The organism is Pantoea sp. SoEX (assembly GCF_009829945.1).
Classification (GTDB): domain Bacteria; phylum Pseudomonadota; class Gammaproteobacteria; order Enterobacterales; family Enterobacteriaceae; genus Pantoea_C.
Genome location: NZ_SZZT01000005.1, coordinates 46910 through 69200 on the forward strand (window position 1 = coordinate 46910; position 22291 = coordinate 69200).

Here is a 22291-nt window from a genome sequence, read left to right on the forward strand (position 1 = left end):
CTTAATAATAAATTATAGTTTTTTAATAGTGCCCTTTGGTAAAATAGATGATATAAAGTCACGTTTAATAATTACTTCAGTAGTTTCATTTAATGAAATAGTGATATATCCAAGTTTTGTTATTTTAGTCACTAAACCAACTAAACCACCATTAGTGATTACTTCATCACCTCTAGAAATAGAATCAATTAATGTTTTATGTTCATCTATACGTTTTTGTTGAGGACGCAAAATCATAAAGTAAACAATTATACTAAAAGTGACTAGCATAATTATTAAAGAATAATAATTTCTTTGAAAAGGTACTCCAGTTGTAGCAAATGCATCAGAAATTAAAAAATCCATAGAATATGCCTCGCTCAAAAATTATTGATCTATACTACATATCAATTTATTTAATTAACTTACTTTTTCTAATCTTTGGTAAAATTTACTTACAAATTTCTGTAATTTTTGTTTTTTAATAGCTTGCCGTATGTCAGACATTAAAAGTTGATAATAATGTAAATTATGTATAGTATTTAATCTTGCTCCTAGCATTTCACCACATTTATCTAAATGGTGTAAATAAGATCTACTATAATGGCAACAAGTATAACAATTACATTCTGGATCTATTGGAGCAACATCTTTTTTATATTTAGCATTACGTATTTTAATTACTCCATTTTTAGTAAATAGATAACCATTACGTGCATTACGAGTAGGCATAACACAATCGAACATGTCTACACCACGAATGATACATTCTAAAATATTTTCAGGTTTTCCAACTCCCATTAAGTAACGTGGTTTATTAAAAGGAATTTGTTGACAAATATTATCTACTGTTTCATACATTTCATTTTTAGATTCACCTACAGATAATCCTCCTATAGCATATCCTGAAAAACCAATCTTTAATAAATTACTTAAAGAAATACTGCGTAAATCTTTGTAAATAGAACCTTGAATAATACCAAAAAGTAAATTTTTATTACCTAAACTATTAAATCTATTTTTACTTCTTTCAGCCCATCTTAAAGACATTTCCATAGAATTTTTGGCATCCTTCCAACTAGAAGGATATTTTATACATTCATCAAATATCATTACAATATCAGAATTGATATCAGTTTGAATTTCAATAGATTTTTCTGGACTTAAAAAAATATTACTACCATTAATTGGATTACGAAAATATACACCTTCTTCAGTTACTTTTCTAATATCTCTTAAACTAAATACTTGAAAACCACCAGAATCAGTTAGAATTGGGCCCTTCCAATTCATAAAATTATGTATACTACCATGTAATTTTATAATTTCTAAACCAGGACGTATATAAAGATGTAAAGCATTTGATAAAATAATCTGTGTTCCCGATAATGCAATTTCTTCAGATGTAATGCATTTTATAGAACCATAAGTAGCTACTGGCATAAAAGAAGGGGTTTCTATTATACCACGATTAAATATCATACGACCTAATCTAGCATTTCCATCTATTTTATTTACTTCAAATTTCATAAAAAATATAGCCTAATATTAACTATAAATAATCAAATCATTCTTTTAAGTAAACTGTTCCTCTGGAGCATGAGGATTTATAGTAATAAACATTGCATCACCGTAGCTAAGAAAATTATACTTTTTAGCAATAGCAATTTGATATGCATGCATAGTGTGTTTATAACCAGCAAAGGCTGATACTAACATAATTAAAGTTGATTTTGGTGTATGGAAATTGGTTATCAATGCATCTATAATTTGGTATTTATAACCAGGATAGATAAAAATTTTTGTATAGTCAAAAAATGGCGAAATTATTTTTTTTGAATCCATTTTAGCAGCACTTTCAAGAGAACGTACACATGTTGTACCTACTGCTATAACTTTATTACCACGATTTTTACATTTTATTACTGCATCTACTACTTCCTTGGATACTTCTACATATTCAGTATGCATACTATGTTCTTCAACTTTTTCAACTCGAATTGATTGGAAAGTTGCCGATCCTATATGCAATGTAATAAAAACTATATCTACTCCTTTTTCTTTTAATTTTTTTAGTAACAATGTGTCAAAATGTAGTCCAGCAGTTGGCGAAGCAATAGCTCCTAAACGAGTACCGTATACAGTTTGATATAAAGTATTATCGATATTGGTAACGGGACGTTTAATATAAGGTGGTATTGGTATATTTCCAATATCATTTATAATATCTATTACATTACGGTTATCTTGAAAAATTATTTTAAATAATTTATTGCAACTTATATTAGATATTATTGCTTTGATATTTCTGTTTTCTCCTAATAATAATTCAGTACCAAATTTTAGTGATTTTGATGAACTTATATTAGCTAATACACAATGATTATCTAAGATTCTTTCTATCAATATTTCAACTTTTCCTCCAGTGAAATTTTTATAAGCAAATATACGAGCTGGAATAACACGAGTATTATTTAAAACTAATAAATCTCCCTTATTAATTTTATTTAATATATCACTAAATATACCATGAGTTATGTATCCATTGGTTCCTTCAAGAAATAGCAACCTACAGTCACTGCGCTTTTCCATAGGAAAATAAGCAATTAACGATTTAGGTAATTCAAAATCAAAATCAGCAACTAACATGAAAATATTTTACTCGGAAATATTATTATATTAATTTTTTAAGAAAAGTTTTAATATATTTATTATCGATTATCAAATCATTAAATATCAATTAAATTAATATTTAACCTTTAATTTTATCTACTAAAGCAGACACAATTAAAACTGTTATTACCGGTAATAACCAAGAAACTTCATTGATTAATGGTATATGAATAAAAGAAATAACTTTATTTTTAAAATCATCATATTTTATAGCATCTAAAATACCAAAAATTAAGCTAATAGATATAGTGGGTATAAAAATTCTCTTATGTTTATACCACCAATGTTTGGTAAAACTTAATATAACTAACATTATACATGGCGGATAAATTACAGTTAGAATTGGAATAGAAAATTTTATCAGGATTTTTAATCCAAGATTAGATATTAACATTGAAACAATACTTAATATGCAAACTAATAACTTGTAGGATACTTGTAAATATTTTGAAAAAAATTCAGCCCATGCACAAGTCAAACCTACTGCTGTAACTATACATGCAATAAAAATCAATAAAGCTAAAAATAAACTACCCAAATCACCAAAAGTGTTTTGTACATAAATATTTAATATAGTTGCACCATCAACATTTTGATCTAATAATCCTCCAATATTAGAACCTAGTTTCATAAGACATAGGTAAATTATTATTAAACCAATACTAGAAATTAAACCAGCCATTGTAGTATAACGTATCAGTAACTTTTTATCGCTTATTCCACGAGATTTAATTGCATTTATAATAACAACACCGAATACTAATGCACCTAGTGTATCCATAGTTAAATAACCGTTAAGAAAGCCGCCACAAAATGCTGATTTTTGAAAATCTTTAGCTGCTAATGTTATGATATTACTTTCTACTGGCCATATTATTACTGAAATACTAAGAACAATTAATGCTCCAATTTTTATTGGAGCAAGAAAATAACCTATTACATCAAGTAATTTCCCTGGATATAAGGAAAGTAAAAGAACACAAGTAAAATAAATTAAACTATATAACAATAAAGGCACAAAATTATTGGTATCAGTGATAATAGGTGCTATACCTACTTCAAAAGAAATTGTTGCGGTGCGTGGTATAGCAAATAAAGGACCAATTAATAAATAACAAATTATTGCTAATATTAAACCAGCAATTTTACCTATTGGCTTACTAAGTACTTCAATTCCTCCATTCACTCTTGATAAGGCCATTATAGTGCAAATTGGTAATCCAACAGATGTAATTAAAAAACCAAAAGCAGCTATCCATAGATATTCACCTGATTGAATACCTACCATAGGTGGAAACACTATATTTCCTGCACCTACAAACAGAGCAAAAGTCATAAAACCTAATGCGATAATATCTTTGAAGGATAAACTATATGTCATAATATTTTTTATTATAAAAGTTGTTCCGTAAAATGATTTTACTTTTAAATTAACTGTAGATTGTTAATAGGTATAATCTATATTTTAACCTAAATAATTAGTTAAATTAAATCTTATGTTATTAAATAATATTACATTATATAATGTAATTCATTGTATCATTATATAATGTAATATTAACCTTTAAATATATTATAATATATAAATTTACTAATCTGTAACATTGTAATTCGGTAATTATAAAAGATCAAATATAATTTTTACTATATAAATTTATCGATAAATATTTAAATTTTTATTGTTAAGTGTTATTCTATTTTTTTAGTAAAATGTTTTAAATAACGGCAGGAGATAGTAAATTGGAAAAGGATATAGGTTTTATTGGAGTAGGTAATATGGCAACATCTATTATTGCAGGTTTAATAAAAAAATCATGCATTTCAAGCCGTAAAATATGGATTTACGACCATAAATTAACTACTAATAAATCAATTAGTACTAAATATAATATTAATGTTGCTAATAGTAGTGAAGTTTTAACTCAGAAAGTTGACATTTTATTTCTTACATTAAAATCTAGTATTTTATTAAAATTATTAAAAAACATCTCAAATCATATAAAAAAAGATACAATAATAGTATCTGTAGCAGCTGGTATTTCTATTAGTCAAATAGAAAAAATTGTAGGCTATGATAAAAAAATTATTAGAGCAATGCCTAATATTAATTCAAGTGTTTGCGAAGGAATGACCTCACTAACACCAAATAAAGCGTTAAATCAATTAGATATTGATTTAATTTTCAAGATATTCAAAATGTTTAGTAAAACTACTTTAATAGATGAAGATTTAATACATACAGTAATAGGTATCAGTAGTTCTGCACCTGCCTATGTTTTTATGTTTATAGAAGCTATGGCTGATGCAGCTGTACTAAATGGAATGACATATTTACAAGCATATCAATTTGCTGCTCAAGCAGTAAAAGGTTCTGCTGAAGTTTTATTAGAAACTAAAAAACATCCAGCAGAATTAAAAAATATGGTATGTTCACCAGGAGGTACAACTATAGAAGCAATAAAGATATTAGAACAAAAAAATTTTAGATCAGCTGTTATAGAAGCTATACAGCAGTGTATATTAAAATCTCATAAACTAGGTAAAGGTTATTAATATAGTTTATTAAAATACATAATTTTTACTTAAAATACTATGTAAAAATCAACTGTTATTATATTTTTTACAAAGACGGTTTTTTATAAATTTGAAATTGCCCATTTAATCGCTTTGTAATATTCTTTTGGAAATTCTGAAATTAAAGAACTAAGAACTAATTTTAAACGACATTTATCAAAATCTGTTATATTTAAATGACCTACTTTTCTTCCGTTTATTACTTGTTTATTGTACCAATGTAAATGTAATGTAGGATGCTTAAGCCATTCAAAATTTATTAAAATTCCTAATAGGTTTATCATCACTGAATAACCAAATATTATAGGTTTTGGTAAAGATAAGTTTAATACAGAGCGCAAATGTAATTCAAATTGACTTATAGAAGCGCCATTTTGTGTCCAGTGACCACTGTTATGAACTCTTGGAGCTAATTCATTAATTAATAATCCTTTGGGAGTAATAAAACACTCCATTGTCATTACTCCAATATAGTTAAGATATTCCATGATTGTGCTAAGCATATTTTCTGCTTGTTTTTGATATTTTTCAGCAACTTTTGGAAATGTACTGCTAATACGTAAAATACCTTGAATATGTAAATTATTAGTAAGGGGATAAAATACGGTTTTTCCATCCTTATTACGTGCTCCGATAAGTGATACTTCACCTAGAAAACATATATTTTTCTCAACAATACATGTACCATAACATGAATTAGGTAGTGTTTCAATTAGCTGAGGATTTATATAGTATTGACCATGACCATTATATCCTCCTAAACGACTCTTAATCACGACTGATTCACCAAGCATATCAAATATATTTATCCAATCTTCTGAATTGGATAAATAATGCCAGGGAACAGTATTTATTTTAAGAAGATCTAGCATTTTTTTTTGTTTTAAGCGATCAACAATCCGATGAAAAGAATTTCTATTTACAAACGAAATATGATTTCTTAATATTTCTGTTAAAGAAGTTTTTGGCCAATGTTCTATTTCAGAGATAATTATACTATCTGATAGAGGTATATTTTCAAAATCATTACTGTTACAATTGACTAAAAAAATATCAATACCTAATAATTCTCCAGCTTGACGTAACATATGACCAAGTTGTCCATTGCCTATAACAACGATAGATTGCATTAATTTTTCCTTGGATCTGGATTGTTTAGTACCATATTAGTTTGTGCTTTACGCCATTTACTAAGACGTAATGCTAAATTGTTATCGTTAATTGCAATTATTTGTACAGCCAATAAAGCAGCATTTATTGCTCCTGTTTTACCTATAGCTAATGTAGCAACTGGTATTCCAGATGGCATTTGTAAAATAGAATAAAGACTGTCTATTCCATTTAGATAACTAGTAGGTATAGGTACTCCTAATACTGGCAGTATAGTTTTAGATGCTAACATTCCTGGTAGATGTGCTGCACCACCAGCACCTGCAATAATAACTTTGTAATTACTATCTATAGATTTTTCGGCAAAATGAAATAATTTATTTGGCGTTCTATGCGCTGAAATTACTTCAACATGACATTGAACTTTTAGTTCTTCTAAAGTTTCTGAAGCAAATTTCATAACATACCAATCGCTCTTAGAACCCATAATAATAGCAATCTTAACTACATTCATATTTAGATACTCTTAACATAAAAAGTTATCAAAAAATCAATTATTACATAATACCTTTCTTTATTTAAACTAATTATTACAAATTGTTTTGAAGTATACTAGACTAATTTATTTCATTAATTATTTTTTATAATTAAAATTTAAAATGTATGTAATAATAAATAGTTTATCTAAAATATAACAAACAAATACCAAAAATTAATATAACCATATTATGGTTTATTGATAATTTTTTATAAAAAGTAATATGAAATAATTGCCTGCAAGAAAATTGAAAATCAATCATCAATTACTTAAATATTTTTATGAATAATAATAAAAATTGTAAATATAATTTTTATTAATTATTATGTCTTGATATATAAAATTATAATTAAAAATTAAGTTAGATATTTTATTAAAATTATAATGAAATGAAAAAATAAAAAATCAACAATTTAATAATGATAGTTATTTAAATAAATATTAATAATGGAAGCTTTAGATGTTAAAAATTTATAATAGTATAAGTCGTAAAAAAGAAACATTTAAACCTATCTATAAAGATAAAATTAGCATGTATGTTTGTGGAGTTACAGTATATGATACATGTCATATAGGACATGCAAGAACCTTTGTAATTTTTGACGTTATTTCACGATACTTAAGATATATAGGTTATAATCTAAAATATGTACGTAATATAACTGATATAGATGATAAAATCATAAAACGGTCTAAAGAAAAAAATCAAAACATAAAATATTTTACAGATTGCATAATTAAAAACATGCATGAGGATTTTTGTTCTATAAATATCTTACCACCAAATAGCGAACCAAGAGCTACTGATCATATAGTAGAAATTATCCAATTAATAAAAATACTAATTGAAAATGATTATGCTTATATTGCTGATAACGGAGATGTTATTTTTGAAGTTAAAAAATGTCCTAATTATGGTATTTTATCACACCAAAATTTAAAAAATTTACACGTTACTATAAGTGATGAAACATTAAAAATAAAACGCAATTCTTCAGATTTCGTTTTATGGAAAACATCAAAAAAACATGAACCTTACTGGAATTCTCCTTGGGGTAATGGTCGCCCAGGATGGCATATAGAATGTTCTGCAATGATTCATAAAGAAATCGGTTCATTTTTAGATATTCATGGTGGAGGATCAGATCTTATATTTCCTCATCATGAAAATGAATTTGCACAGTCAATATGTGCTCATAAAAATACTGTAATCAATTACTGGATGCATTCTGGTATGGTGATGATAGAAAAAAAGAAAATGTCAAAATCATTAGGGAATTTCTTAACTATAAAAGATTTGTTATCTAATAATGATCCAGAAAGTATAAGATACTTTTTACTTTCTTCTCACTACCGTAGTACACTAAATTATTCTAAAAGTAATATTTATAATGCAAATATAGCCTTAGAAAGATTATATACTTCTTTGCTTGATACTGATACCAATAATATTTTATCAGAAAAAAGTAGATTAGAGATAAATTTTGATGATAGATTTCGTAAAGCAATGAATGATGATTTTAATATACCAGAAGTTTATTCTGTAATATTTGATATGGCACATACAATTAATCGTTTTAAAAAGAAAGATAAAATACTTGCTAATACAATAGCATTTAAACTACGTAAAATAGGTGATATTTTAGGAATATTACAGCAAGATCCTAGCAAATTTTTACAAAAACATTACAAAATCAGTATTTCTATAAGAGATGAAATTAATAATTTAATACAAATTCGTAATAAAGCAAGAAAATTAAAAAACTGGTCAGATGCTGATATTGCACGTGATAAACTTAATGAACTAGGAATAATTGTTGAAGATGATTTAATCAAATCTACATGGAGATATAAATGAGATTATTAATTTTACATTAATAGTAGATAGTATTTAGATATTAGTCATGAAAGTTTTCACATGCTTGCAAAGTATTTTGGATTAGCATAGCAATAGTCATAGGCCCTACTCCTCCTGGAACAGGAGTAATAAAAGCAGCTCTTTTATAAGCAACATCAAAATCTACATCTCCAACTAAGGTACCATTTTTAAGACGATTAATTCCTACATCAATAACAATTGCTCCTGGTTGAATCCAATGGCCAGGAATAAACTTTGGTTTACCAACAGCTACAATTAGAAGATCTGCATTTTTTACGTGTTGATATAAATTTTTAGTAAACCGATGTGTAACTGTAGTAGTACATCCTACCAATAATAATTCCATACTCATAGGTCTGCCAACAATATTTGAAGCACCTATAATTACTGCGTTAAGTCCATAAGTATTAATATTATAATACTTCAGTAAAGTTACAATTCCATGGGGAGTACATGGACTTAGTTTAGGTATCCTTTGACATAAACTTCCAATATTATAAGGGTGAAAACCATCAACATCTTTGTCTGGTTTAATCCTATCAATGATTTTAAAATAATTAATATTTTTAGGTAATGGAAGCTGTACTAAAATACCATCAATTTTATTGTCTTCATTAAGATTATCAATTAATTTTAATAATTCATATTCACTAGTATTTTCTGGTAAATCGTATAGAAAAGATAACAAACCAACTTCTTTGCAAACTCGACGTTTATTAATTACATAAATTCTTGATGCTGGATTGTTTCCTATTAATATAATTGCTAAACTTGGTATGCGTTTTCCTTTTTCAAGACGTTTTTTGACTTTTTCAGCTATTTTAAATTGCAAATTTTGTGCTATTATTTTACCATTAATAATTTTAGCTATCATTAATAAATCCACTATTTTATACAAAATTTATTAGAGGAAAAATAATATTTTATATTATCATAATTAAATATTAATAATATAAAAAACAATAAAAAATTATACATTATTTAATATATTTTGATATTTATTAAAAATAAGTATTGATTTATTTTGATTAATGTACTTTACTGTATAAGGTTTTGCGCCCTTAGCTTAATTGGATAGAGCAACGGCCTTCTAAGCCGTAGGTTACAGGTTCAAATCCTGTAGGGCGCGTTTTCTAAAACATATTTTTTCAATATTTATGGTTAAATAATCATATTATTTTTTTAATAATTTATTTTCATTGATTGTATTAATAATAATCAAATAATTAACATAAAACATAAAATACCATATTTATTATCTTTTTATTTTTTTATAAAGATATATTCTATATGAATATAGATTATTTAATCTATCTCATAAATTTATTTATATATAATTATTGTTATCATTAAATTTAATTGTAAATTATAATAATGTTTACTAAATACTTATTATAAGAGGTTTTATGCAAATAAGAAAAGCTATATACCCTGGAACATTTGATCCAATTACATTAGGTCATTTAGATATTATAACACGTGCTTCAAAAATTTTTGATTTTATAATCATAGCTATTGCTAATAAATCTAGAAAAGCACTTTTGTTTACAACAGATGAAAGAATTTATTTAGCTAGGATAGCAACAAAACATTTACCTAATATCAAAATAATAGAGTTTAACAATTTAATATCTCATTTTGCAAAAAAACAGAAAGTAAACATTTTAATTAGAGGATTACGTACTGTTACTGATTTTGAATACGAAAAGAAATTAAGTCAAATGAATAAATACTTAGTCCCATTGCTTGAAAATATATTTTTTATTGCATCTAAGGATTATTCTTTTGTTTCTTCTTCACTAGTTAAGGAAGTTGCATATTATGGTGGTGATGTATCAAATTTGTTACCAATTTCAGTTAACGAAGCATTAATAACAAAACTTAAAATCAAACAACTATAGTTGACATTCTGGACACCAATAACTGCTTCTTGATGCATATTTACATTTTATTATTTTGGTTCCACATATTAAACAAGGTTCATTAGCTCGTCCATATACTTTTAATTGTTGAGTAAAATATCCAGGTTCTCCATTACTTTGCAAAAAATTACTCAAAGTTGTTCCTCCATGTTTAATTGCTTTGAGTAGAACTGATTTAATATTACAAACAAGAAATTTTACTTCTTTATTACTTAAATTCATTGAAATGCGAGATGGAATAATACCTGCAGCAAACAAAGATTCGTTTGCATAAATATTTCCTACACCAACAACAATTTTATTATCCATAATAGATTGCTTAATAGTATTTTTTTTCAGACATATCTTACTAGATAAATATACATTATTAAATGTATCAGTTAATGGTTCTAAACCTAAATTTTTAAATAAAACATTTTTTGATAAATCACTAATCCACAAGCATGCTCCAAAACGACGTTGATCAGTATACCTTAATATATTTTGGTTTTTCATTACTATATCAATATGATCATGTTTTTGGGGTGGTATATATCTACTCAGCAAACTCAACCTACCAGACATTCCAAAATGCATTACTATCCAGCCAAATTTCAATTGTATAAGTAAATACTTTGCTCTACGTTTTATACTTAATATCGATTGATTTTTTATTTGTAAAATTTCCGGTGATACTGGCCAACGTAAATTGATGTTCCTTACAATGATATAATTAATTACTTGGTTAATTAAATAAGGTTTTATGTTAATACGACAAGCTTCTACTTCTGGTAGTTCTGGCATTTATTTTCCACATTATCATGTAAATTATTTTATTTTATGCTCTTTATAAATAACATGTTTTCGCATAAATGGATCAAATTTTTTTAGTTGTAATTTTGTAGATTTATTACGCTTATTTTTTGTAGTAGTATAGAAATGTCCTGTACCACAAGAAGAAATTAACTTAATTTTTTCACGAGTGTTTTTTGCCATATTGTCATTCCTTAATTAATTTTATTTAAAATAACATCAATACCTTTTTTATCTATGATACGCATACCTTTTGTAGATACTCTTAAAGTAATAAAACGTTTTTTGCTTTCTATCCAAAAACGACGATAATGTAAATTTGGAAGGAAACAACGTTTAGTTGCATTCATAGCATGAGAACGATTATTTCCGAAAAGAGGATGTTTACCAGTCACTTGACATATTTTTGACATATTTATTATCCATTTATATTAATTCATAATGATATAGTTGAATAGAAATAATATTCATTATAGCTTATATAATATTATTATATTATATTAACTAACATTAGTAAATAATTAAAAAATAATGAAATATATTACTATTTATATAAACACAAATAAAATTAAAAACCTTAAAATTATTTTTTAATTAAACAGATAAGTAATTTCTTAATTATATAAATTTTTATAATTGTTAAAAATATTCAATACAATTAAAACAAATTATTTTTTCATGAAATTATACTTAAATAAGTAGTAAAATAATATTATTTATTAATAAATAGTAATTAGAAATTATTATATGATTAATTAACCAATTTGTTATTTATATTATCAGTGAATTAAATATATAACTTAAAAGCATCTATTTAAAAATAATTTGTCTTTTATAAAATATAATAATTATTATAAAATAAGAAATCTAATTAAAATATATATCGTTATTCAACTAATATGGTTTTTTATTAATCAATTTATAGATAACTTGTTTTATATTTTCTATAGGTAATTTATAATGAGCTTGATTATATAATAACTATGAACTATTAAATAGTAATTTACATATTGCAAATATAATGTTATTTTCTTATATTGCATTAAAAATATTTAACAAATAAAATATATTGATCATCAACTAATAGTTATTTAATTATGAAAAAAAAAATAGACATTAAAATTCTTGACGATCGGTTAGGTAAAATATTTCATTTGCCTAATTACATAACTCCAGGATCTGCAGGATTAGATTTATGTGCTTGTATTGACAATATTTTGGAAATTAAACCTAACTATACTCACTTGTTACCTAGTGGTTTATCAATTTATATTGCCGATCCTGAAATAGCAGCATTGATTTTACCCCGTTCTGGCATAGGTCATAAGAATGGTATTGTATTAGGAAATTTAGTAGGTTTAATAGATTCTGATTATCAAGGTCAACTGATGATATCCATATGGAATAGAGGAGAAAAATCTTTCTTTATTAAACCTGGAGATCGTATAGCCCAATTAGTATTTGTCCCAATAATTAAAGTTGAATTTAATATAGTTGAGAATTTTCATTTTAGTTTACGTGGGAAAAATGGATTTGGCCATTCAGGTAATAAATAAAATTTTATTTCTAAATTATTAATCCGAAATATTTTATTAATTTGTTTTTTTATTAATATAAAATGTTATTATTAATAAATTATTAAATTTTATCCTAAAGATAATAAAATTATATATTGATAAAAATTTACGGATATTAACCTTATTTATAGTAACTTTAGTAAAATCGGTATTTTATTATTATTCTAGTGCTACATTATTTATAATCTAATTTAATTTATCAAATAAAGACATGTGTATGTATTAAAAACGAATCAATGAATATTTTAAATATATAACTATTGGAAAACTATGATTGAGTATTTATGAAAAAACACAACTTGAAATTCCTTAATCTAGTATTATTAGGAGGAAAAACAGAGAAAAAATTGCAAGCAGCACATCAAGCTGGTTTTGACCAAGTTGAGATATGGAAAGAAGATATACAAAATAACTCTAATGGAATTTCTTCTATTATGCAATTTTCAATTCAAAAAAAAATAGGTTTTACAAATTTACAAGTTTTAAGAGATTTTGCAGGTATACCATATGGACAACACAAACAAAAAAGAGAAGAATTACGCCAATTTATTAATATTGCTCAAGCAATTGGTTGCAATGCAATTCAAGCACCTGCTAGTACTAGAGAAGATTGTCTTATAGATAAAATAGATGAAGATTTACGCTGGATGGCATCGGAAGCTATTAGATATAAGATGAAGATAATGTACGAACCTATGTCATGGTGTACAGTTGACAACACATTACCTTTAGCATGGGAGCGTATAAAAAGAGTAGATCAACCTAATATAGGACTAGTAGTTGATTTATTTCATATTTATGCATTAGGAGGAGATGCTTTACAATTAGATGGTATTCCAGGAGATCGTATTTACGAAGTACAATTATGTGATATTGCTTCAAAACCACCTAAAGATAAAAAAAGTCTGATTAACGTAGCACGTCATCAACGTCAACTGCCGGGAAATGGAATAATAAAAATTGATAGTTTTATAGATAAATTAAAAAGCATAGGCTATCAAGGCCCAATTGGAATTGAAGTATTTAACGATCAACTAAAATGTTTATCCCCATATGAAGTTGCTGAACAAGCATGGATCGCTTTAAATAATTATTGGCCATGATTTTTAACTGTATCGTAAAAAAAATATCATTCAATATTTTGGATTTGTTCTCTTATTTGTTCAGTTAAAACCTTTATTTCAATTGCATAATTAGTAATATTTGAATTAATAGATTTAGATATTATAGTGTTAGATTCACGAATTAGTTCTTGCATCATAAAATCAAGTCTTCTACCTATTGGTACTTGCATTTTTAAAATATTAAAAATTTCTTTTATATGAATATCTAATCTATCTAATTCTTCTGTTATATCAATACGTTGTATTACGTTTATCAATTCATGTTCTAATTTAGAATTTTCTATCTGAACTTCTATATTTTTTATCTTTTCTAAAATACGATAATGTTGTAATTTTGCAACTTCTGGAAGATAACCACGTATTTTATCTATTTCTTTTTTGATTATTTTTAGTTTTTCTTCTATCAAATATCTTAATTCGCACCCTTCTTTTTCACGTATTTTAATTAAATCATCAAGTGCATTATCCATTGCATTTAATATCTCATAATCAATTACATTATCTTTTTCATCCGATATAGATACAATAACACCTGGCCAACGTAAAACTTCAAGTATATTTATAATACCTGTATTATTGTTTTGTATTTTTATTTTATTAGCAATACTTATTATTTGTTTAACTAGTTGTTGATTTATATTTAATGTATAATCATATTTACAATCTATTTCAAAATTTAGAATACCTTCAATTCTACCACGTATCAAACGTTGTCTAATTTTTTGTCTTATTTTTGATTCTAGTTTTTTTATCTGGTCAGGTACATTTAGGTATATTTCTAAATAACGTTGATTTACTGAACGAAATTCCCAATTAATGCTACCCCAGCTGCTTTTTGTTTTATAGCTAGAATAGGCAGTCATACTTTTAATCATAAAATTTGCTCATAATTTATAGTCTTTTAAATAAATATTATTTTATTATACAATACTATAATTAACATTAAAGTGTGAATAAAAAATCTAAATAAAATTTTATTATAAAATATAATATTTTTATTTATTAATGCAATTAATATAATTAAATATTTTAATATATGTATAATTAAAAATTATTTAATTAAAATAAAAGATATTAATATTATTTATTTTTTAATATAAGAATATTAAGTTACATTGATTGGAATAGTCATTAAATAATTTATTGTTTTTTTTAATTATTCTAGTTGAATATATTTGTATTTATAAACTTCATGGAATATAAAATGAAAGATTGGAAACGTCAGTTCATTGAATTTGCTATTAGTAGAAAATTAATACAATTTGGAAATTTCATTTTGAAATCTGGAAGGAAAAGTCCATATTTTTTTAATAGTGGATTGATATCTAATGGAAATGATTTAGCTAAATTAGGATATTTTTATGCACAAGCTTTAATAGAAAGTAAAATTGAGTTTGATGTATTATTTGGTTTAGCTTATAAAGGTATTCCTATTGTTATTTCCATGGCTATAGCTATGTCTAAACATTATAAAATTAAAGTACCTTATTGTTTTAATAGAAAAGAAATTAAGGATCATGGTGAAAGGGGATTATTAATAGGAAGCCCTTTATATGGAAAAGTGATGGTAGTAGACGATGTAATAACTACTGGAATAAGCATTTATAAATCAATTGATATTATTAATATTTATAATGCACATTTAACTGGAATATTAATTTCATTGGATAGACAAGAAACCAAATTTAATGACTATAAACACGTAATTAAAATAAATAATAGATATAAAATTAATTCTATAATAACTTTATCTGATTTAATAGAATACTTGAAAAATAAACCAAATATGTCTGGTAATTTAAAATCCATATACTCTTATCAAGATATTTATGGAATATAAAAATTAGGCAACAATTAGGGTTGCTTTAAAATTTTTTATTTAATATATAAAGTGTATATATTAAAACCCCTATTAATTTTTAACATTAATGAAATAGAAAACTAATTTTTATATGAAATAACAGTCTTCATTCAGCTTATTTTGATTTTGTTATTACGATTTATATTTTTTACTTTTTCATATTTATCATGTAACTACGAAGTTTATGTCCAATAACTTCAATTGGATGTTTTCTTATTAATTCATTTATATCACGTAATTTTTCGTTATGTATTATATTATTATCATATGATTTTCCTAAATCACCTGGTATTAATGAATCAATAAATTTTTTTAATAATGGAATAGCTTTAGAAGAAAATAAATAATTACCATATTCAGCAGTATCAGATATAATTAAATTCATCTCATAGAGGCGTTTACGAGCAATAGTATTTGCAATAAGCGGTAGTTCATGAAGAGATTCATAGTAAGCAGATTCTTCTGCAATTCCAACATGTATCATAGTTTCAAATGTTAACTCAATACCAGCTTTTATCATAGCTACCATAATTAAACCTTTGTCATAATATTCTTGTTCAGAAATTTCTCCTGTATAGTTATTTAAACATTTTTCAAACATAGTATTTCGAGTTTTTTCTCTCCAAAAAATCAAATTTTTATCATTATTTTTCCAATCATTTATCATATTATAAGAAAAATTACCGGAAATAATATTATCCATATGTTCATGAAATAATGGGGTCATAATTTTTTTTAGTTCTTCTGATATATAATATGCACGAATTTTTGCATAATTAGATAATCTATCCATCATTAAAGTAATTCCACCAATTTTTAATGATTCAGTTATAGTTTCCCATCCAAATTGAATAAATTTTGTAGCATAATCAGCGTCTACTCCGTCATCTATTAATTTTTCGAAGCATAACAGTGAACCGGTTTGTAACATGCCACACAATATGGTTTGTTCTCCCATTAAATCTGATTTTACTTCAGCTATAAATGATGATTCTAATACACCTGCACGATCGCTACCGATAGCAACTGCCCAAGATTTAGCAATATTTATACCGTTGTTTTTTGGATCATTCTCTGGGTGAACTGCAATTAAAGTAGGTACACCAAATCCTCTAATATATTCTTCTCTAACTTCAGTACCCGGAGATTTTGGGGCTACCATTATTACAGTAATATCATTTCTTATTTTTTCACCTACTTCTACTATATTGAAACCATGTGAGTAACCTAAATAAGATCCATTTTTCATTAATTTTTGAATATATCTTACCACTTCTGAATGTTGTTTATCTGGAGTCAAATTAATTACTAAATCTGCTTCAGGAATTAAATCTTCATAATAACCAACGTTAAAGTTGTTGTTAATTGCATTTAGCCAAGACTGATTCTTACTGTCTATAGATTTTTTGCGTAAAGCATAAGAAATATCTAATCCAGCATCACGTATATTTAAACCTTGATTTAATCCTTGTGAACCACATCCTACAATTACAATTTTTTTGTTTTCTAAATAATTTATTCCATTTGAAAATTCTTTTTTATTCATGAAACGACATTTACTTAATTGTATGAGCTTATTCCTAAAATTTAGTGTATTAAAATAATTGCTCATAAATTACCTCCTAGTAATTTTATAAATCATTGTTGTATTCAAATTATTTTTTAATATTAATACTTAATATGTTAATTTAACATAATATATGAAGATAAAAAGCGATAGGAATAATAATTATCAATAATTAATAGCTAAGCGATATAAAAACAAATTTTTTACATTATATGTGTTAAGTTATGTATATATGATTTATTTACAGCGAGTCATTTGCTGGAATATTATTAATACTAAATTATTAGTTATTTTATGAACTTATAACATATGTTTTTACCCAAAAACTAAATAATGTATTTTTATTTAAAATAATTTTTATTCATCATGTGTTAAAAAAAAGTGAAATGCTGGATTATTTGTTTCTTCATGAAAATTATAACCTAAAGCTATTAAATATTTTTCAAAACAAACAATATTTTCATTAGGCTCGAAAGCAGCTAACACACGACCATAATCAGTTCCATGACTTCGATAATGAAATAGTGAAATATTCCAATTATTACCTAAAGTTTGTAAAAAATTTAATAGTGCACCAGGTGATTCTGGAAATTCAAAACTAAATAATCGCTCTTGTAAGTTTTTTAGAGGTCTACCGCCGATCATATAACGTATATGTAATTTAGCTATTTCATTATCAGAAAAATCAATTACTTCATAACCTGAATCAATTATTTGATTAATTATTTTATTCCTTTCTTGTAAACCATTAGTCAATCTAACACTAACAAAAAGGTAAGCTTTATCAGTATCTAAATAACGATAACTAAATTCCGTAATGGATCTTTTACCTAATGTTTGACAAAATTTTAAAAAACTTCCGTGTCTTTCTGGAATTACTGCAGCTAATAAAGCTTCTTTTTGTTCCCCTAATTCACAACGTTCTGATACATAACGTAATCCATGAAAATTAACGTTAGCACCAGATAATATATGAACTAATTGTTCATTTATAATTTTATATTCTTTAATATAGTTTTTCATACCAGCCAGTGAGAGAGCTCCAGAAGGTTCAGCAATGGCTCGTATATCTTCAAATAAATCTTTCATGGCAGCACAAATTTCATCGCTATTTACAGTAATAATATCATCTAAATATTGTTTGCATATTCGAAATGTTTCTTTTCCTATGCATTTTACCGCAACTCCATCAGCAAATAGTCCAACATTAGGTAATTTTGTTGGATGGCCCACTTTTAGAGCTGCTTCTAAACAAGCAGAATCTTTAGATTCTACTGCTATTATCTTGATTTGGGGTATGAGTTGTTTTAACAAAATGATTATTCCAGCTAATAAACCACCACCTCCAACAGGAACAAAGACTCTATCTATATGGGCATTTTGTTGCAATAATTCCATCGCTAAAGTAGCTTGTCCTGCAATAATAGCTGGATGGTCGAAAGGAGGAATAAAAGTATATCCATATTTTTTTGAAAGTTCTATAGCTTTATATTTTGCTTCATCAAAATTATTACCATATAGAATAATTTCTCCTCCGAATGAACGAACTGCATCGATCTTAATATCAACTGTTGCTTTAGGCATAATAATTAACGATCTAATACCTAATTTATTAGCAGAATAGGCCACACCTTGTGCATGATTACCAGCTGAAGCTGTAATAACACCTCGCAATTTCTGATCTTGAGTTAATCCTACAATCATTGCATAAGCACCACGTAACTTAAAACTATGTACTGGTTGCTGGTCTTCTCTCTTAACTAAAATTGTATTATTAAATTTTAATGATAGCTTCTCCATTTTTTGTAAAGGAGTTACTTTAGCTATTTCGTAAACAGGTGAACGTAATACAGTACGTAAATACTCAGCACCACAAGGTACATAACTATTATTAGATGATTTTAATACAATCATTACTAAATTAACCTATCAATTGATTTTTATCCCGTACCGCACCTTTATCAGCACTTGTAGCTAACAATGAATAAGCTCGTAATGCGTATGAAATGATACGATTGCGATTAGAAGAAGGGCGATATGCTTTAATACCGCGATTTTTTTGTTCTTGATGTCTATATAACAATTCTTTATTGGACACTAACAATCTAATCCTTCTAGCAGGAATATCGATTTCAATTAAATCTCCATTTTTTACTAATGCTATTGTTCCACCACTGGCAGCTTCAGGAGAAATATGACCTACGGAAAGACCGGAAGTTCCTCCAGAAAAACGACCATCGGTGATTAAAGCACAGCTTTTATCAAGACCTGCAGATTTTAAATAGGTTGTTGGATAAAGCATTTCTTGCATCCCTGGACCTCCTTTTGGACCTTCATAACGAATCACTACTACATCTCCAGGAATTATTTGACCATTTAATATTGCTTTTGTAGCATTTTCTTGGCTTTCAAAAACTTTAGCTTTTCCTCTAAAAATTAAAATTTCTTTATCAACACCTGCAGTTTTTACAATACATCCATCTTTAGCAAGATTTCCATATAATATAGCTAAACCACCGTCTTGAGAATAAGCGAAATTACAGGAACGAATACAACCATTTTTTCTATCTTTATCTAATGTATTCCAATAAAAATTTTGTGAGAAAGCTTTTAAATTATATATACCTGCTGGACCAGCACGAAACATTTTTTTAATTTCTTCATCTTTAGTTATCATTACATCATATTTATTTAATGTTTCACTAAGGCTAAGACCTAAAACGTTACTTACTGGATGGTGAAGTAAACCTGCTCTATCTAATTCACCTAATATACTTATAACACCTCCAGCGCGATGAAAATCTTCCATATGATATTTTTTAGTATTTGGTGATATTTTACATAAATGCGGAACCTTTCGAGAAAGAATATCAATATCTAAAATATTGAATTCAATTTCACCTTCCTGAGCTGCAGCTAATAAATGTAAAATAGTATTAGTAGATCCTCCCATTGCAATATCTAATGTAATAGCATTTTTAAATGCATATTTGTTTGCTATATTTCTAGGTAATACATTATGATCATTATGGTCATAATATCGTTTAGCTAAATTAACAATTAATTTAGCAGCGTTAGTAAATAGTTGTTTACGATATATATGAGTTGCTAATAACGAACCATTTCCTGGTTGAGATAAACCTAATGCTTCAGTTATACAGTTCATTGAATTAGCTGTAAACATGCCTGAACAAGAACCACATGTTGGACAGGCTAATTTTTCTATATTTTTTTTGTTTTCATCAGTGATATTTTTATTAACTGCATGCATCATTGCATCTACCAAATCTATTTTTTCATTTGATGAAATCGTAGATAAATTAATTTTCCCTGCTTCCATGGGACCACCAGATACAAAGATTGTTGGTATATTTATGCGCAATGCTGCCATTAACATACCAGGTGTAATTTTATCACAATTGGAAATACAAACCATGGCATCAACACAATGTGCATTTATCATATATTCTACAGAATCAGCAATTAATTCACGAGAAGGTAATGAATATAACATACCGCTATGTCCCATAGCAATGCCATCATCTATAGCAATTGTGTTAAATTCTTTTGCTACACCACCATGATATTCAATATTATTAACTACTAATTGTCCAATATTATGAAGATGGATATGACCTGGTACAAATTGAGTAAACGAATTCACAACTGCTATAATAGGTTTATTAAAATCATCATCATTCATTCCTGTTGCACGCCATAAAGCACGAGCACCTGCCATATTTTGACCTTTTGTACTAGTATGAGAACGATACTTGGGCATATATTTTTACTCCAGCAGTAATGAATAATATTATGTTGATTTTAAAACAGGAAATAAGATAAAAATAATTGATTTATCTGTATGTTATGAATATTTTAAAAATTAACATTTTAAAAAAACATAACTTAAACCATGAAATTTATGTAATGTTAGCTATTATATAATAGTATTTTGACTTTGATTTGACATGATATTGAAAATTTCAAATATCAATTTTCAATTTATTAATAGATTTTATTAATTTTTTATACATAGATTATATTACGAAATAATATAAAAATAATCTATTTAATCTTCAACTTCACTATAATCTTCTATATTATCAATCTGACACTGACTCCCAGATAGAGTATGAAATCGTTTAGGACGTTTAATATAAGCTATATACTTTAACCAAACATGTTCAGCTTCTGTTGTTGGTTCTCGCAATCCTTTACATACTTCAATAAATAAACGTTCTTCTTCATTTATTGGTTTACGTTTAGATAAAGTTAATTCATTAAAAGCATAACCATAAAACTCAAGAATTTGTGCTTCTTTAATTGTAAAATCTCCATGTCTGGAAAAACCATGAGGATAATGCTTATTATCAAAAAAACGATTTTCACTGTAAAAACTTTTGACCATAAATTTCTTCCTAAATTGCTGTATTATAATATTATTATTTATAATATAAACATTTATTAAACTATTTTGTATTAATTTTTATAATATAAGTTCACTAAATTATATTTTTTATTATAAAAAAAATGTATTGTTAAAAAATGGTTAAACAATTGTAATAAATTTTTTGGCGAGGGTGGAGGGATTTGAACCCCCAACAACCGGTTTTGGAGACCGGTGCTCTACCAATTGAACTACACCCTCAACAATAATAGAAAGGAAATAAAGAAGATATTATGCATTAAACAGAT

At 26.0% G+C, this 22291-nt stretch carries 21 protein-coding genes and 2 tRNA genes; 7 read left to right on the top strand and 16 right to left on the bottom strand.

Annotation, left to right across the window (positions count from 1 at the left end; translation table 11 throughout):
- Positions 1 to 12: 12 nt before the first annotated feature.
- The 4 genes from yajC to brnQ form a co-directional block, all read right to left on the bottom strand.
- A complete protein-coding gene (gene yajC / locus FD726_RS03135; protein WP_159990139.1) occupies positions 13 to 345 on the bottom strand; it encodes a preprotein translocase subunit YajC in 333 nt (110 codons plus the stop codon).
- 54 nt (positions 346 to 399) lie between these two features.
- Positions 400 to 1509 (bottom strand): tRNA guanosine(34) transglycosylase Tgt, encoded by a 1110-nt coding sequence (gene tgt / locus FD726_RS03140; RefSeq protein ID WP_159990140.1) that lies wholly within the window; start codon positions 1507 to 1509, stop codon positions 400 to 402.
- A 45-nt stretch (positions 1510 to 1554) separates the two neighbouring features.
- A complete protein-coding gene (gene queA / locus FD726_RS03145; protein ID WP_159990141.1) occupies positions 1555 to 2628 on the bottom strand; it encodes a tRNA preQ1(34) S-adenosylmethionine ribosyltransferase-isomerase QueA in 1074 nt (357 codons plus the stop codon).
- A gap of 103 nt (positions 2629 to 2731) precedes the next feature.
- Positions 2732 to 4033, bottom strand: coding sequence for a branched-chain amino acid transport system II carrier protein (gene brnQ, locus FD726_RS03150; RefSeq protein WP_159990142.1), 1302 nt, complete (start codon positions 4031 to 4033; stop codon positions 2732 to 2734).
- Between the two features lie 359 nt (positions 4034 to 4392).
- Here brnQ and proC point away from each other — a divergent pair, with 359 nt between their 5' ends.
- Positions 4393 to 5205 (top strand): pyrroline-5-carboxylate reductase, encoded by an 813-nt coding sequence (gene proC / locus FD726_RS03155; protein ID WP_159990143.1) that lies wholly within the window; start codon positions 4393 to 4395, stop codon positions 5203 to 5205.
- A gap of 83 nt (positions 5206 to 5288) precedes the next feature.
- On the opposite strand, the gene purK is transcribed toward proC, so the two are convergent.
- Together purK and purE are read right to left on the bottom strand one after the other, a co-directional pair.
- On the bottom strand, positions 5289 to 6356 hold the full coding sequence (gene purK / locus FD726_RS03160) for a 5-(carboxyamino)imidazole ribonucleotide synthase (protein ID WP_159990144.1): 1068 nt from the start codon (positions 6354 to 6356) through the stop codon (positions 5289 to 5291).
- The gene (gene purE / locus FD726_RS03165; protein WP_159990145.1) at positions 6356 to 6850 is read right to left on the bottom strand and encodes a 5-(carboxyamino)imidazole ribonucleotide mutase; all 495 of its coding nucleotides are present in this window, start codon (positions 6848 to 6850) and stop codon (positions 6356 to 6358) included. Before purE ends, purK begins: the two co-directional genes overlap by 1 nt.
- A 484-nt stretch (positions 6851 to 7334) precedes the next feature.
- Between purE and cysS the strand changes: the two genes are divergently transcribed.
- The gene (cysS, locus tag FD726_RS03170; protein WP_159990146.1) at positions 7335 to 8732 is read left to right on the top strand and encodes a cysteine--tRNA ligase; all 1398 of its coding nucleotides are present in this window, start codon (positions 7335 to 7337) and stop codon (positions 8730 to 8732) included.
- A 40-nt stretch (positions 8733 to 8772) separates the two neighbouring features.
- Here the strand turns inward: cysS and folD are convergent, their stop codons facing one another.
- Positions 8773 to 9627, bottom strand: coding sequence for a bifunctional methylenetetrahydrofolate dehydrogenase/methenyltetrahydrofolate cyclohydrolase FolD (gene folD, locus FD726_RS03175; protein ID WP_159990147.1), 855 nt, complete (start codon positions 9625 to 9627; stop codon positions 8773 to 8775).
- 181 nt (positions 9628 to 9808) lie between these two features.
- On the opposite strand from folD, the gene FD726_RS03180 reads away from it, so the two are divergent.
- Both FD726_RS03180 and coaD read left to right on the top strand, forming a co-directional pair.
- Positions 9809 to 9882 (top strand) — tRNA-Arg (locus FD726_RS03180).
- A gap of 277 nt (positions 9883 to 10159) precedes the next feature.
- On the top strand, positions 10160 to 10654 hold the full coding sequence (gene coaD / locus FD726_RS03185; RefSeq protein WP_159990148.1) for a pantetheine-phosphate adenylyltransferase: 495 nt from the start codon (positions 10160 to 10162) through the stop codon (positions 10652 to 10654).
- Here the strand turns inward: coaD and mutM are convergent.
- From mutM to rpmB, 3 genes are read right to left on the bottom strand one after another with little or no spacing between them, the layout of a single operon-like run.
- Positions 10649 to 11458 (bottom strand): bifunctional DNA-formamidopyrimidine glycosylase/DNA-(apurinic or apyrimidinic site) lyase, encoded by an 810-nt coding sequence (mutM, locus tag FD726_RS03190; RefSeq protein WP_159990149.1) that lies wholly within the window; start codon positions 11456 to 11458, stop codon positions 10649 to 10651. The genes coaD and mutM overlap by 6 nt on opposite strands.
- Before the next feature lie 24 nt (positions 11459 to 11482).
- Complete coding sequence (rpmG, locus tag FD726_RS03195) at positions 11483 to 11650, bottom strand: 50S ribosomal protein L33 (RefSeq protein WP_159990150.1); 168 nt, start codon at positions 11648 to 11650, stop codon at positions 11483 to 11485.
- Positions 11651 to 11661: 11 nt separating this feature from the next.
- The gene (gene rpmB, locus FD726_RS03200) at positions 11662 to 11880 is read right to left on the bottom strand and encodes a 50S ribosomal protein L28 (protein WP_159990151.1); all 219 of its coding nucleotides are present in this window, start codon (positions 11878 to 11880) and stop codon (positions 11662 to 11664) included.
- Between the two features lie 684 nt (positions 11881 to 12564).
- Between rpmB and dut the strand changes: the two genes are divergently transcribed.
- Positions 12565 to 13023 carry a dUTP diphosphatase gene (dut, locus tag FD726_RS03205; RefSeq protein WP_159990152.1) on the top strand — a complete coding sequence of 153 codons (459 nt, stop codon included), beginning with the start codon at positions 12565 to 12567 and terminating at the stop codon, positions 13021 to 13023.
- A gap of 305 nt (positions 13024 to 13328) precedes the next feature.
- Entirely contained in the window at positions 13329 to 14147 is an 819-nt protein-coding gene (locus tag FD726_RS03210) for a sugar phosphate isomerase/epimerase family protein (protein WP_159990153.1), read from the top strand.
- Between the two features lie 26 nt (positions 14148 to 14173).
- Here FD726_RS03210 and FD726_RS03215 read toward each other — a convergent pair whose 3' ends face one another.
- The gene (locus tag FD726_RS03215; RefSeq protein ID WP_159990154.1) at positions 14174 to 15043 is read right to left on the bottom strand and encodes a YicC/YloC family endoribonuclease; all 870 of its coding nucleotides are present in this window, start codon (positions 15041 to 15043) and stop codon (positions 14174 to 14176) included.
- 329 nt (positions 15044 to 15372) lie between these two features.
- Here FD726_RS03215 and pyrE point away from each other — a divergent pair, with 329 nt between their 5' ends.
- Positions 15373 to 16008 carry an orotate phosphoribosyltransferase gene (gene pyrE / locus FD726_RS03220; RefSeq protein ID WP_159990155.1) on the top strand — a complete coding sequence of 212 codons (636 nt, stop codon included), beginning with the start codon at positions 15373 to 15375 and terminating at the stop codon, positions 16006 to 16008.
- A gap of 169 nt (positions 16009 to 16177) precedes the next feature.
- On the opposite strand, the gene ilvC is transcribed toward pyrE, so the two are convergent.
- From ilvC to FD726_RS03245, 5 genes are all read right to left on the bottom strand, one after another.
- Positions 16178 to 17641 (bottom strand): ketol-acid reductoisomerase, encoded by a 1464-nt coding sequence (gene ilvC, locus FD726_RS03225; protein WP_159990156.1) that lies wholly within the window; start codon positions 17639 to 17641, stop codon positions 16178 to 16180.
- 312 nt (positions 17642 to 17953) lie between these two features.
- Complete coding sequence (gene ilvA, locus FD726_RS03230; RefSeq protein ID WP_159990157.1) at positions 17954 to 19510, bottom strand: threonine ammonia-lyase, biosynthetic; 1557 nt, start codon at positions 19508 to 19510, stop codon at positions 17954 to 17956.
- 7 nt (positions 19511 to 19517) lie between these two features.
- Complete coding sequence (gene ilvD, locus FD726_RS03235) at positions 19518 to 21377, bottom strand: dihydroxy-acid dehydratase (protein WP_159990158.1); 1860 nt, start codon at positions 21375 to 21377, stop codon at positions 19518 to 19520.
- Positions 21378 to 21665: 288 nt separating this feature from the next.
- Positions 21666 to 22004 (bottom strand): DUF413 domain-containing protein, encoded by a 339-nt coding sequence (locus FD726_RS03240; protein WP_159990159.1) that lies wholly within the window; start codon positions 22002 to 22004, stop codon positions 21666 to 21668.
- A gap of 164 nt (positions 22005 to 22168) precedes the next feature.
- A tRNA-Trp gene (locus FD726_RS03245) sits at positions 22169 to 22244 on the bottom strand.
- Between the last annotated feature and the right edge of the window lie 47 nt (positions 22245 to 22291).

What these genes read in the sequence shown, in the direction of transcription:
- yajC (WP_159990139.1), bottom strand. Translation starts at nt 345, where the DNA reads ATGGATTTTTTAATTTCTGATGCATTTGCTACAACTGGAGTACCTTTT.
- tgt (WP_159990140.1), bottom strand. Translation starts at nt 1,509, where the DNA reads ATGAAATTTGAAGTAAATAAAATAGATGGAAATGCTAGATTAGGTCGT.
- queA (WP_159990141.1), bottom strand. Translation starts at nt 2,628, where the DNA reads ATGTTAGTTGCTGATTTTGATTTTGAATTACCTAAATCGTTAATTGCT.
- brnQ (WP_159990142.1), bottom strand. Translation starts at nt 4,033, where the DNA reads ATGACATATAGTTTATCCTTCAAAGATATTATCGCATTAGGTTTTATG.
- purK (WP_159990144.1), bottom strand. Translation starts at nt 6,356, where the DNA reads ATGCAATCTATCGTTGTTATAGGCAATGGACAACTTGGTCATATGTTA.
- purE (WP_159990145.1), bottom strand. Translation starts at nt 6,850, where the DNA reads ATGAATGTAGTTAAGATTGCTATTATTATGGGTTCTAAGAGCGATTGG.
- cysS (WP_159990146.1), top strand. Translation starts at nt 7,335, where the DNA reads ATGTTAAAAATTTATAATAGTATAAGTCGTAAAAAAGAAACATTTAAA.
- folD (WP_159990147.1), bottom strand. Translation starts at nt 9,627, where the DNA reads ATGATAGCTAAAATTATTAATGGTAAAATAATAGCACAAAATTTGCAA.
- coaD (WP_159990148.1), top strand. Translation starts at nt 10,160, where the DNA reads ATGCAAATAAGAAAAGCTATATACCCTGGAACATTTGATCCAATTACA.
- mutM (WP_159990149.1), bottom strand. Translation starts at nt 11,458, where the DNA reads ATGCCAGAACTACCAGAAGTAGAAGCTTGTCGTATTAACATAAAACCT.
- rpmG (WP_159990150.1), bottom strand. Translation starts at nt 11,650, where the DNA reads ATGGCAAAAAACACTCGTGAAAAAATTAAGTTAATTTCTTCTTGTGGT.
- rpmB (WP_159990151.1), bottom strand. Translation starts at nt 11,880, where the DNA reads ATGTCAAAAATATGTCAAGTGACTGGTAAACATCCTCTTTTCGGAAAT.
- dut (WP_159990152.1), top strand. Translation starts at nt 12,565, where the DNA reads ATGAAAAAAAAAATAGACATTAAAATTCTTGACGATCGGTTAGGTAAA.
- FD726_RS03210 (WP_159990153.1), top strand. Translation starts at nt 13,329, where the DNA reads ATGAAAAAACACAACTTGAAATTCCTTAATCTAGTATTATTAGGAGGA.
- FD726_RS03215 (WP_159990154.1), bottom strand. Translation starts at nt 15,043, where the DNA reads ATGATTAAAAGTATGACTGCCTATTCTAGCTATAAAACAAAAAGCAGC.
- pyrE (WP_159990155.1), top strand. Translation starts at nt 15,373, where the DNA reads ATGAAAGATTGGAAACGTCAGTTCATTGAATTTGCTATTAGTAGAAAA.
- ilvC (WP_159990156.1), bottom strand. Translation starts at nt 17,641, where the DNA reads ATGAGCAATTATTTTAATACACTAAATTTTAGGAATAAGCTCATACAA.
- ilvA (WP_159990157.1), bottom strand. Translation starts at nt 19,510, where the DNA reads ATGATTGTATTAAAATCATCTAATAATAGTTATGTACCTTGTGGTGCT.
- ilvD (WP_159990158.1), bottom strand. Translation starts at nt 21,377, where the DNA reads ATGCCCAAGTATCGTTCTCATACTAGTACAAAAGGTCAAAATATGGCA.
- FD726_RS03240 (WP_159990159.1), bottom strand. Translation starts at nt 22,004, where the DNA reads ATGGTCAAAAGTTTTTACAGTGAAAATCGTTTTTTTGATAATAAGCAT.